Genomic DNA, 11,949 nt, shown 5'->3' with positions numbered 1-11,949 from the left:
AATGAGAAAATTTATTGGCGTGGCGCGATCTATTTTGTTTGTGATCGTTGGGCTTTTACTGATGTTTCTGCTTGGGCTGAAGGTATATGGTTCTTGGATGGCTCAGCCATTAAAAAAATATTGGAGCGATTCGGGGGATTGCTATATCTCCAAGTATGAGCCTGACTACAAGATGATCGGCCTGGCTGGCAGGGTGCTGGAGTTATTGAGTAGTCGGTATTTTTATCGTGTCTATACAAAAGATGATGAACTGCTTAGGACATCCGAATGGTTTTTCTGGATGAGGGAGGGAAATGAGCAGGTTGCCCCCGAGTTTTCTGGCGCTACTGCGCTGTACCCGGGAACTGAGGGTTGGGAGTACTGGACGGTGACAGCGTGTCGTTGAAGATTTTGGTATTCAGAGAGGGCTTTCATAGAGTGAGTCATGCTGAAAACTAAAAGAGGGTTAGTGGTTTTCATTGTTTCGGTAGTTGTGCTTCTACTGTTGCTCCCCCTAGGGCTCAAGTTAAGAGGTGCGTGGCTGGCTCAGCCCAGAGTGAAGGATTGGAACGAGTCGGGTAAATGCTACATAGCAACATATATCCCGGAATATCGATCGGTGGGGCTGGTTGGGCGCGTTTTTGAATTGTTCAGTAGCAAGAATTTTTATCGGGTTTATACCAAGGAGGGGGAGATGCTTAGAACGTCGGAATGGTATTTATGGATGAGAGAAGGAAGTGAAAATATTGCTCCGGAGTTTAATGGTGCTTCCGCGCTATATCCTGGGTCCGAGGGCTGGGAGGGGTGGACTGTCACGGAGTGTCGTTAAGCACAACGATGAATATGCTCCGGAGTAAATGGCTTCGCCGAACAGTTATATTCGCTGTTGTGTTGGGTGCGGCATTGGCATACACCGTCAATGTAATGCTCGGTTATCCCTCGAGTACTACGCAGGTAAGTCCGTCAGGCCGATTCATAATGGAGAGTGTGCGTGTCGATGGAATTTTTTTTCTGCGGAGAATGGCTTATCTTCGAGTAATTGATACGCAGGCGCCTGAAACAGTCTACCGCACACCTTTGTATAACACGCAGTCCTTGGATATGCGGGTATTTGAAAATGATCATGAGGTCGGGATTTACTGGATAAGATTTGATTGGCAGAAAAATCTGTTTGTTATTTCCATGCCGGAATGGGAAGAGCACGGGATGAATGTGTTTGTAAGTAATGCGCCTTATACCCATTTTAAAAATTAGGTTGGGTGCTTTTTTGGTTTCGGCCTAAGGCCTGCGACAGCAGGCAAGGAGCTTGAAGGGAATGAATGTCCGTTCCGCAGTCAGCGTTTTTTTCTATGTTGCAATTGGCGTGTCATATGTGCCGCTGCACAACATGCCGGTGGATATCTATCTGTCTCTCTACGGTGAGCTGATCTCCCGTGGCGTCAATATCGGTATGACCAACGTGTTGATGCTTCAGCTCTTTGTTCTGGTAAGTCTGATTGTTTTCTTTACCAGGAATATCAAGCTCAAGTTTGTCATCGTTCTACTGATGACAAGCCTGATCACTTTTTACTTTTTAACGCGTCATCCCGTTCGTGCCATGGCTTACAGCGCGCTGAGAGGTTTTTTGAGCATTGCCGCGATAGTTCTGCGGGAAGCGGTGGATCGATGGCTTGCAAGAAAAACAGCAGCCATTCAAGCGCAACCGTGAACCCAGGCGTTTCCACATTCGCCCGTTCCCCCACTCACCCCAGGCAGGTAAACCATGTCCTTCAACCACTACTACCAAAGCGAACTGACCGCGCTGCGCCAGTTGGGCCGGCGTTTCGCCGAGCGTAGTCCGGCGCTGGCTCCGTTTCTCGGGCAGGCCGGGCGGGACCCGGATGTGGAACGGCTGCTGGAAGGCTTTGCCTTTCTCACCGGGCGTCTGCGGCAGAAGCTCGATGACGAGCTGCCGGAGCTCAGCCATTCGTTGATGCACCTGCTGTGGCCCAACTACATGCGGCCGTTGCCGGCGTTCAGCATCCTGCAGTTCGATCCGTTGCAACGTTCGGGGCCGGCGGTCGGCGTGCCTCGGGACACGCCGGTGGAGAGCCGGCCGATCAATGAGGTGCGCTGCCGGTTCCGCACCTGCTATCCCACCGAGGTGCTGCCCCTGGCGCTGTGCGGGCTGACCTATTCGGTCAAGGGCGACGGGGCCTTGCTCAGTTTGCGCCTGGAGATGACCTGCGACGGGCATCTGGGCGAGTTGGAGCTGGGGCGCCTGCGCCTGCATCTGGCCGGTGAGCGCTACATCAGCCAGATGCTCTACCTGAGCCTGTTGCGCAACCTGGCCGGGATCGAGCTGGTGCCGCTGCGTGCCAGTGGCGAGCCGTTGCGCGCAGCCAACGGTGATCCGCTGGCGTTGCAGATCCCGGGCAACAAGGTGCAGCCGGTGGGCTTTGCCGAGGAAGAGGCGTTGATTCCCTATCCGCTGAACACCTTCCGCGGCTATCGCTACCTGCAGGAATATTTTTCCTTCCAGGACAAGTTCCTGTTTGTCGACCTCGGCGGCCTGGAGGTATTGCGGACGCTGCCGGAGGACAGCCTCAAGCAGGTGCGCGGCCTGGAGCTGCGCTTCGATATTCGCAAGAGCGGTATCCAGCGCCTGCGGCCGACCCTGGACAACGTCAAGCTGTACTGCACCCCCATCGTCAATCTGTTCAAGCACGACGCGCTGCCGATCCGCCTCGACGGCAAGCAGGACGAGTACCTGCTGCTGCCGGCGGAATACGACCTGGAAAACTGCGGGGTGTTCTCGGTGGATTCAGTCACCGGCTGGGCCCCGGGCGGGGTCGGCTACCAGGCCTATGTGCCGTTCGAATCCTTCGAGCACGACCCCAGCTTCGACGTGCCCCAAAGCCGTCCGCACTACAGCATCCGCCAGCGTTCGTCCCTGCTCCACGATGGCCTGGACACCTACCTGAGCTTCGCCATCCGCCACACCGAGGCCCAGGAAACCCTGTCCATCGAGCTGACCTGCACCAACCAGAACCTGCCCCGTCAGCTCAAGCTCGGCGACATCGACCAGCCCTGCGAGAACACCCCGGATTTTCTGCGCTTTCGCAACATCACCGCGGCCACTGCCAGCTACGCGCCGCCCCTGAATCGCGATTTCCTGTGGAAGCTGATCAGCAACATGTCCCTCAACTACCTGTCCCTGGCCAACGTCGATGCGCTCAAGGTGATTCTCGAAACCTACGACCTGCCGCGCTACTACGACCAGCACGCCGAGCGGGTCAGCAAACGTTTGCTGGGAGGGCTCAAGTCGATCCGTCACGAACACGTCGATCGCCTGCACCGCGGCCTGCCGCTGCGGGGCCTGCGCACCGAGCTGACCATCGACCCGCAAGGCTACATCGGTGAAGGCGACCTGTTCATCTTCGCTTCCGTGCTCAACGAGTTTTTCGCTCTTTACGCCAGCCTCAATTCGTACCACGAGCTGCGGGTAAACAGTACACAAGGAGAGGTGTACCAATGGACGCCACGCATGGGGCTACAGCCCCTGCTTTAAGCGAGCTGTCCCGAGGCATACGGGAGTACTCGCTGTTCCAGGCGGTGATGCTGGTGGTCGATCGACTGCGCGACGCTCACCCACAGATGAACGACGACGAGCTCTACGATCAGCTGGAGTTCCAGGCCAACCCGAGCCTGGGATTTCCCGGCAGCGACGTCGATCGCGTGGAGTTCTTCGAAGAGCAGGGGCTGTTGCATGCGCGCCTGCGCCTGAACCTGATCGGTCTGTTCGGCTCCGGCTCGCCGCTGCCGGCCTTCTATGGCGAGCAGGCCCTGGGCGACACCGAGGACGGCAACCCGACCCGGCATTTTCTCGATCTGTTCCACCATCGCCTGCAACGGCTGATGCTGCCGATCTGGCGCAAGTACCGCTATCGCGCGAGTTTCTCCAGCGGGGCCCTGGACCCGTTTTCCAGCCAGTTGTTCGCCCTGATCGGCCTGGGCGGCGAGGAGATCCGCCAGGCCCGTGAGCTGAACTGGAAACGCCTGTTGCCCTACCTCGGCCTGCTCAGCCTGAGGGCCCACTCGGCGGCCCTGATCGAGGCGGTGCTGCGTTACTACTTCAAACATGCGCAACTGGTGATCGAGCAATGCATTGAGCGCCGGGTGCAGATTCTCACCGAGCAGCGCAACCGCCTGGGCCTGGGCAACAGCGTGCTCGGCGAGGACCTGGTGCTGGGGGAGCGGGTGCGTGATCGCAGCGGCAAGTTCCGCATCCACATCCGCGAGCTCGACTGGCAGCGCTTCCATGAGTTCCTGCCGATCGGCTTCGGCTATCAACCGCTCTGCGCCCTGGTGCGTTTCACCTTGCGCGACCCGTTGGACTACGACATCCGCCTGGTACTGCGCCAGGAAGAAATCCGTGAACTGTGCATCGGCGAGCAGAACGCTTGCCGCCTGGGCTGGACCAGCTGGCTGGGACGGGAACGCGCCGATGGCGTGGTGACCCTGGGCAGCCTCTCTCATTAAGGACGAGACCGATGATCAACGTCGATTTGCAACAACTGATCCAGGCACTGGATGCCGATACCCGGCGCGACCTGGAGCGCTGCGCCGAGCGTTGCGTGGCCCGTGGCGGCAGCAAGATCCTGGTCGAGGACCTGCTGCTGGAACTGCTGGAGCGACCCCAGGGGCTGCTTGCCCGGGCCCTGCAGGATGCCGGGATCGAGGCCGCTGAGCTGGTGGCGGTGCTGCAACCCGGGACCGAGCACAGCGCTTCACGCAACCCGGTGTTTGCGCCGGAGCTGGTGCAATGGCTGCAAGACGCCTTGCTGGTGGCCAGCCTGGAACTGGGGCAGACCCAGGTGCAGCAGGCGGCGTTGCTCCTGGCCCTGCTGCGCAACCCGCTGCGCTACGCCGGCAGCCGCTACCAGCCGTTGCTGGCGCGCTTGAACAGCCAGCGCCTGAAGGACTTCGCCCTGGCCCAGCAGGGTGATCCCGAGGCCCCGGGGCAGCCTCTGGCCGCTGGCGAATCGCTGTTGCAGCGCTTCACCCACAACCTCACCCAGCAGGCCCGGGACGGCCGGCTCGACCCGGTGCTGTGCCGCGATGAAGCGCTACGCCAGATGGTGGATATCCTCGCCCGACGGCGCAAGAACAACCCGATCATTGTCGGCGAAGCCGGGGTCGGCAAGACCGCGGTGGTGGAGGGGCTGGCGTCGCGGATTGCCGCCGGTGAAGTGCCCCAGGCGCTGCTGGGCGTCGAGTTGCTGGTCCTGGACATGGGCTTGCTGCAGGCCGGGGCCAGCGTCAAGGGCGAGTTCGAGCGTCGCCTCAAGGGGGTGATCGACGAGGTCAAGGCCGCGCCGCGGCCGATCATCATGTTCATCGACGAGGCCCATACCCTGATCGGTGCCGGTGGCAACGCCGGCGGTGGCGACGCCGCCAACCTGCTCAAGCCGGCCCTGGCCCGGGGCGAACTGCGCACCATCGCCGCCACCACCTGGAGCGAGTACAAGAAATACTTCGAGAAGGACCCGGCCCTGGCCCGGCGTTTCCAGCCGGTGCAGTTGCACGAGCCCAGCGTCGACGAGGCGGTGACCATCCTGCGCGGCCTGGCCCCGGTCTATGCACAGAGCCATGGCATTTACTTGCGCGACGATGCGGTGGTGGCGGCGGCGGAATTGTCGGCGCGCTACCTGGCGGGCCGCCAGTTGCCGGACAAGGCGGTGGATGTGCTGGACACCGCCTGTGCCCGGGTGCGCATCAGTCTGGCGGCAGCACCGCAGAGCCTGGAGCGGCTGCGGGCCGAGCTGGCCGAAGGTGGGCGCCAGTGCCAGGCCCTGCGGCGCGATGCCGAGGCCGGGCTGAGTATCGACCAGGCGGCCCTGGCCCAGCTGGAACAGCGCCTGATCGAGGCCGAGCAGGAACGCCAGGCCCTGGAGCAACGCTGGCTGGAGCAGCGCCGGCTGGCCGAGCGCCTGCTGGTCCTGCGCCAGGAACTGGCCCAGGCCCGCGCCGCCGCGAGCACCAGCCCCCAGGACCCGGCGCAGACCCCGCCAACAGTGGACCTCGATGCCCTGCAGGCAGAACTGGAGGCGGTCCATGGCCTGTTGAGCAGCGCGCAAACCGCGGAGCGCCTGGTCAGCTTTGAAGTGTGTCCACGGCTGGTGGCTGAAGTCATCAGCGCCTGGACCGGTGTGCCCCTGGAGCAGCTGGCCCGCGAGCACAACGCCCGGGTGGCCAGTTTCGCCGACGATCTGCGGGCGCGGATCCGCGGCCAGGAACAAGCGGTGCAGGCCCTCGACCGTTCCATGCGCGCCGTCGCCGCCGGCCTGAACAAGCCCGACGCGCCGGTGGGGGTGTTCCTGCTGGTGGGCCCCAGCGGGGTCGGCAAGACCGAAACCGCCCTGGCCCTGGCGGACCTGCTGTACGGCGGCGAACGCTTCCTGACCACCATCAACATGTCCGAGTTCCAGGAGAAACACAGCGTCTCGCGGCTGATCGGCTCGCCGCCGGGCTACGTCGGTTATGGCGAGGGCGGCATGCTCACCGAAGCGGTGCGTCAGAAGCCCTATTCGGTGGTGCTGCTGGACGAGGTGGAGAAGGCCGATCCGGACGTGCTCAACCTGTTCTACCAGATCTTCGACAAGGGCCTGGCCAACGATGGCGAAGGGCGCGCGATCGACTTTCGCAACACCCTGATCCTGATGACCTCGAACCTCGCCAGCGAACGCATCGACGCCCTGTGCCGAGGTCCGCAGCGGCCCAGTGCCGAGGACCTGGAACAGGCGATCCGCCCGGTCCTCAGTGCCCACTTCAAGCCGGCGCTGCTGGCCCGCATGCGGGTGGTGCCGTTCTACCCGGTGGACGCTGCGGTGCTGCGGGAGCTGATCGAGATCAAGCTGCAGCGCCTGGGCCAGCGCCTGGGGCGCCGGCAACTGCAGTTCAGTCATTGCCCGGAACTGGTGACGCAACTGGCCCGGCGCTGCGGGCAGAGCGACAGCGGTGCGCGGTTGATCGACCACCTGCTGGAGGCGCATCTGATGCCCCGGGTGGCCGATCGCCTGCTGCAGGCCATGGCCAGCGGCGAGTCCCTTGCGCAGGTGTACGCCACGGTGGATGCCGACGGCGGCGTGGTCTGCGAGTTTGTTTGAGGGCAGCCGGATGTTTACCCAGATTGCCCAACCACTGGCCTACGCCGAATCCCTGCTGGGGATGTACTGCGAGCTGGCCAGGAGTCGCGACGAGGCCAGCCTGCTGGCGGACTTCGTGGCTGCCGTCGCCCGGCTCAGTGGTTGCCAGCTGACCCAGCTGTACCTGCTGGACGCCACCCATACCCGCCTGGAGCTTTGCGCCGAGTGTTTGAGCGACGCCACGCGGCCGCGGCCGGTGGCCGAGCTGCCGGCGGACTACAACGGTGAGCAGCTTTTGCAGTTCTCGCTGTGCCAGGACCGCGTGCTGTTCCTCGCCGACCTGGGCTGCGGCCTGTACCAGACCGACTTCCTGCCGGAGGCCGGCGGTGCCTGGCGCTCGCTGCTGTGCGTGCCCCTGGCCAACCCCCAGGGCGCGGTGCAAGGGTTGCTGCTGTGCGCCAGCCGCGAGCCTGCCCGGTTGCAGGGGTTTGCCGGTTCGTTGCGCCTGTCGGGCAGTTTCCTGCTGGCCCAGCGCAGCCTGCGGCAACACTGGCGGCGCGCGGCGACCACGCTGCCGACCGAGCCCGAGGCCCCGCGCCGGGCCGGCGACTACGGGCTGATCGGCAGCAGCCTGGCCATGCGCCAGACCTGCCAGCTGATCAGCAAGGTGCTGCACAGTCCCTACACGGTGCTGCTCCAGGGCGAAACCGGCACCGGCAAGGAAGTGGTGGCGCGGGCCATCCACGATTACGGACCGCGCCGCTTGCAGCCCTTCATCGTGCAGAACTGCGCGGCCTTGCCCGAGCACTTGCTGGAGAGCGAATTGTTCGGCTATCGCAAAGGCGCGTTCACCGGCGCCGACAGCGATCGCATTGGTCTGTTCGAGGCGGCGCAGGGCGGCACGCTGCTGCTGGATGAAATCGGCGACATGCCGCTGGTGCTGCAGGCCAAGTTGTTGCGGGTGTTGCAGGAAAGCGAAATCCGCCCCTTGGGCAGCAACGAGCCGCGCCAGATCGATGTGCGCATCATCGCTGCCACGCACCGCGACTTGCCGACCCTGGTCAGCAGCGGCGAGTTTCGCGAGGACCTCTATTACCGCCTTGGCCAGTTCCCCATCGAACTGCCGCCCCTGCGCCAGCGCGCGGGGGATGTGTCGCAACTGGCGCGCTACTTCTGCGACAAGACCTGCGCCTTCCTCCAGCGCGAAGCATTGCAGTGGTCCGACTCGGCGCTGCAACTGCTCGGCGGCTACGCCTTTCCCGGCAACGTGCGCGAGCTCAAGGGCCTGGTGGAGCGGGCGGTGCTGCTGTGCGAAGGCCGCGAGCTGCTGCCCGAGCACTTGCTGCTGCAACGCTCGGCGCCGGACGACTCGCCGACCCTGAACCTGCGGCTGCGCATGGAACAGATCGAGCGCGGCCTGTTGCTGGAATGCCTGCACAAGCACGGCGGCAATCGTACCCACGCCGCCCGCGAGCTGGGCATGTCGCGGCGTGCCCTGCATTACCGCCTGGCGCGCTTGCAGATCCAGCCGCTGGAACCCGAGGCGTCCTGCTCATGAGCGCGCTGTGGCGGTGTTTGTCGCTGACCGGCGGCGCCCGATTGCTTGGGCGCCGTGCCCCTTACCTTGATCCGGAGAACCGCTGATGTCCGTTCGTCCCTGGCCCCTTGTCCTGCTGTTGCTGGTGGTTTTCGGCCACCTGGGCGCTTGCAGCGGCAATTACAAATTCAATGACCCCAGCTACCGCCCGCTAGGTGACCCGCAGACGGTCAACCGCGGCAAGTGAGCGCAAGGAGCAGCACCATGGAACTGGTTTTCGAAATGCTCGACAGCCCTCAGCGCCTGCCGGCCGCAAGCGCCAGCAAGACCTTCGGGCAGGGCGGGGGACGGATCGGCCGCGGCGCCGATTGCCACTGGGTGATTCCCGATCGCCAGCGGCACCTGTCCAATCACCACGCGCAGGTCAGCTATCGGGACGGCGCGTTCTTCCTCACCGATACCAGCAGCAACGGCATCGTCCTCAAGGACAGCGGTGCGCGTCTGCCCAAGGGCACGCCGCTGCGCATCGAGCAGGGCAGCACCTATGTGCTGGGGGGCTTCGTGATGCGCGCGCGGCTGATGCCGACGAGCGCGTCCCTGGCGCTGGACGTCGGCCGGCCGCTGGCCGCGGGCAGCATCATTCCCGATGACGCCTTTCTCGATCCGGATCCGCTCAAGGCCCTGGCCATGGAGGAGCAGGGCGAGCTGACGGACGATCCTCTGGCGCTGCTCGACAGCCCGCCCCAGGCCCTGGAGCCCTTCGCCGACTACGCGCGGATCGACACCGAGCACTTGCTGGTCCCCGAACTGGTGGCGCCCGCGCCGGTCCCGCCAGCGAGCCCGGTGTCGCCGCCCAAGAGCCCTGGCGAGCCGTTCTGGGAACGCTTTGCCGAGGCCCTGGGCGTTGAGCTCAAGGACCTCGATCCGGCGGCCCGGGAAGCACTGGCGATCAAGGCGGCGAGCCTGCTCAAGCAGAGTGTCGCCAGCCTGCAGCAGAGCCTGCGCACCCGTAGCGAATTGAAGAACGAACTGCGCCTGGGCCAGACCCAGGTCCAGAGCGTCGGCAAGAACCCGCTGCGCTTTGCCCCGGACGCCGGTGAAGCCCTGGAGCGGCTGCTGCTGGACGACAAGCCCGGGCAGTTGTCCGGGCCCCAGGCCATTGCCCGGGCCTTCGGCGATTTGCAGGCGCACCAGGTGGCCTTGCTCGCCGCCAGCCGGGCAGCGCTGCGCAGCACCCTGGAGCACTTTTCGCCGCAGCAGTTGACCCTGCGCTTCGAGCGCGACGGCAAGCGCCCCTGGCTGGCCACCGCCGGGCGTCACTGGCGGGCCTACACCCGTTACCACCAGAACCTGCGTCTGGACGACGACTGGAGCGAACGCCTGCTGGCCCGGGACTTTGCCCAGGCCTACGAGGAGCAGCACCGGCTGATTTGTACCCTCAACACCCACGCCCACCAAGGATGATCCCCATGCTTCGCTGCAAGGTTTTGTTGATGCGCACCGCGACCCTGCTGGCGCTGTCGCTGCTCGCCGCCTGCGCCTCGATGTCGCCGTATTCGAGCCTGACCAAGCTCGACCTCAGGCTCAGCGCCAGTGACCAGTTGAACCCCGACCTCAACGGCCGGCCGTCGCCCATCGTGGTGCGGCTGCTGGAGCTCAAGCACCCGGTGGCCTTTGAAAACGCCGATTTCTTCAGCCTCTACGAGCGGGCCAAGGAATCCCTGGCCCCGGACCTGGTGGCCAGCGAGGAGCTGGAACTGCGGCCCGGGCAGAGCCTGGAGCTCAAGCTCAGCGTCGACCGTGACAGCCGTTATGTCGGGGTGCTGGCGGCCTACCGCGACCTGCCGGAAACCCGCTGGCGCTACGTGATTCCGATCACCGCGATGGAGGTCACCCGCAGTGAGCTGATCCTCGATCAGGCGGGCATTCGCAACCGTCTGCAACCTCTGGCCCGGGCGGATGAACAGCCATGAACGAACATAAAGTCATCTGGCAGGAAGGCATGTTGCTGCGTCCCCAGCACTTCCAGCACAACGACCGCTATTTCGATCATCAGCTCAAGACCCGCACCCAGTTGCTGGGCAGCTACACCTGGGGCTTTCTCGGTCTGGAGATCGACCTGCAGTACCTGAACATGGGCAAGCTGGTGATCAGCCGGGCCTCGGGGATCCTGCCGGACGGCAGTCTGTTCGCCCTTGGGGAGAGCAGCGAGCCCCTGGCCCTGGACGTGCCGGCCAACACCGGCAAGACCTCGGTGTACCTGGCGCTGCCCCTGGTCACTGGCAACCACATCGAAGCCCGGCGCGCCGAGCAGTCCGATGTGCTGGCGCGCTACATCACCTACGAAGCGCAGATCGCCGACTCCAATGCCGACGACGACTCCAGCAGCCAGATCAGTTGCGGACGCCCGGACTTCCGCCTGTTGCTGGGCGAGCAGCAAAGCGACCAGGCCTACGTCAAGCTCAAGGTCTGCGAGGTGCAGGGCAGCAACGCCGAAGGGGTGATCAACCTCGATCAGGAGTTCTTCCCGACCTTCATCCAGACCCACGCCTCGGCCTACCTGCTGTCGTGCCTGAAGGAGGTGATCAGCATGCTCGCCCACCGTGGCGACACCATCGCCGAGCGCATCCGCTCCAATGGCAAGGTCGGTGGCGCCGAGGTCGGCGATTTCATGATGCTGCAGCTGATCAACCGCAGCGAAGTGGTGCTGCGCCACTACCTGGACCTGGAGCAGGTGCATCCGGAGGAGCTGTATCGCACCTTGCTCGGCATGCTGGGCGACCTGTCGACCTTCTCCAGCGAGAGCAAGCGCCCGCGCCTGGACACCCGCTACCAGCACAGCGACCAGGGGGCGAGTTTTCGCAGCCTGATGGACGCCATTCGCCAGGTGCTGTCCATGGTCCTGGAGCAGCACGCCATGGAGCTGGCCTTGCAGGAGCGCCAGTACGGCATCCTGGTGGCGGCGCTGCACGATCACTCGCTGCTGGAGTCGGCTTCCTTCGTCCTGGCCGCCAGCGCCAACTGCGACGCCGAAGAGTTGCGTCATCGCTTGCCGGCGCACCTCAAGGTCGGCCCGGTGGAGAACATCCGCCAGCTGGTCAACCTGCACCTGCCGGGGATCAAGGTCAAACCGCTCTCGGTGGCGCCGCGACAGATCCCGTTCCACTCCAGCAAGACCTATTTCATCCTCGAATTCAGCCCCCAGGAGCTGACTCAACTGGAACGTTCCGGCGGCTTTGCCTTCCACGTTTCCGGGGAGTTCTCCGAGCTTGAGCTGAAATTCTGGGCCATCAGGAACTGACTGCC

The 11,949-nt window shown here is 63.8% G+C and carries 11 protein-coding genes; all 11 read left to right on the top strand.

What is annotated here, in order from left to right; translation table 11 throughout:
- Position 1: 1 nt before the first annotated feature.
- The 11 genes from GGI48_RS03860 (at position 2) to tssK (ending at position 11,944) form a co-directional block, all read left to right on the top strand.
- On the top strand, positions 2-385 hold the full coding sequence (locus tag GGI48_RS03860) for a hypothetical protein (protein ID WP_179597070.1): 384 nt from the start codon (positions 2-4) through the stop codon (positions 383-385).
- 572 nt (positions 386-957) lie between these two features.
- The gene (locus tag GGI48_RS03855) at positions 958-1,233 is read left to right on the top strand and encodes a hypothetical protein (protein WP_179597068.1); all 276 of its coding nucleotides are present in this window, start codon (positions 958-960) and stop codon (positions 1,231-1,233) included.
- A 61-nt stretch (positions 1,234-1,294) separates the two neighbouring features.
- Positions 1,295-1,687, top strand: coding sequence for a hypothetical protein (locus GGI48_RS03850; protein WP_103741959.1), 393 nt, complete (start codon positions 1,295-1,297; stop codon positions 1,685-1,687).
- Between the two features lie 54 nt (positions 1,688-1,741).
- Entirely contained in the window at positions 1,742-3,529 is a 1,788-nt protein-coding gene (gene tssF, locus GGI48_RS03845) for a type VI secretion system baseplate subunit TssF (protein WP_103741958.1), read from the top strand.
- Positions 3,493-4,500 (top strand): type VI secretion system baseplate subunit TssG, encoded by a 1,008-nt coding sequence (tssG, locus tag GGI48_RS03840; RefSeq protein WP_042941084.1) that lies wholly within the window; start codon positions 3,493-3,495, stop codon positions 4,498-4,500. Before tssF ends, tssG begins: the two co-directional genes overlap by 37 nt.
- 11 nt (positions 4,501-4,511) lie before the next feature.
- Positions 4,512-7,127, top strand: coding sequence for a type VI secretion system ATPase TssH (gene tssH, locus GGI48_RS03835; RefSeq protein WP_179597066.1), 2,616 nt, complete (start codon positions 4,512-4,514; stop codon positions 7,125-7,127).
- Between the two features lie 10 nt (positions 7,128-7,137).
- Positions 7,138-8,664, top strand: coding sequence for a sigma-54-dependent Fis family transcriptional regulator (locus GGI48_RS03830; RefSeq protein WP_179597064.1), 1,527 nt, complete (start codon positions 7,138-7,140; stop codon positions 8,662-8,664).
- 85 nt (positions 8,665-8,749) lie between these two features.
- A complete protein-coding gene (locus GGI48_RS03825) occupies positions 8,750-8,890 on the top strand; it encodes a hypothetical protein (RefSeq protein ID WP_047303353.1) in 141 nt (46 codons plus the stop codon).
- Between the two features lie 17 nt (positions 8,891-8,907).
- Positions 8,908-10,107 (top strand): type VI secretion system-associated FHA domain protein TagH, encoded by a 1,200-nt coding sequence (tagH, locus tag GGI48_RS03820; protein WP_103741956.1) that lies wholly within the window; start codon positions 8,908-8,910, stop codon positions 10,105-10,107.
- A gap of 5 nt (positions 10,108-10,112) precedes the next feature.
- Positions 10,113-10,616, top strand: a complete 504-nt coding sequence (gene tssJ, locus GGI48_RS03815; protein WP_047303356.1) for a type VI secretion system lipoprotein TssJ — start codon at positions 10,113-10,115, stop codon at positions 10,614-10,616.
- The gene (gene tssK, locus GGI48_RS03810; protein ID WP_016964839.1) at positions 10,613-11,944 is read left to right on the top strand and encodes a type VI secretion system baseplate subunit TssK; all 1,332 of its coding nucleotides are present in this window, start codon (positions 10,613-10,615) and stop codon (positions 11,942-11,944) included. The genes tssJ and tssK overlap by 4 nt, the downstream gene beginning before the upstream one ends.
- The last annotated feature ends 5 nt before the right edge of the window (positions 11,945-11,949 follow it).

The sequence above is a fragment of the Pseudomonas protegens genome, from assembly GCF_013407925.2.
GTDB lineage: Bacteria > Pseudomonadota > Gammaproteobacteria > Pseudomonadales > Pseudomonadaceae > Aquipseudomonas > Aquipseudomonas fluorescens_AP.
This window is presented reverse-complemented; position numbering and strand designations above follow the sequence as displayed.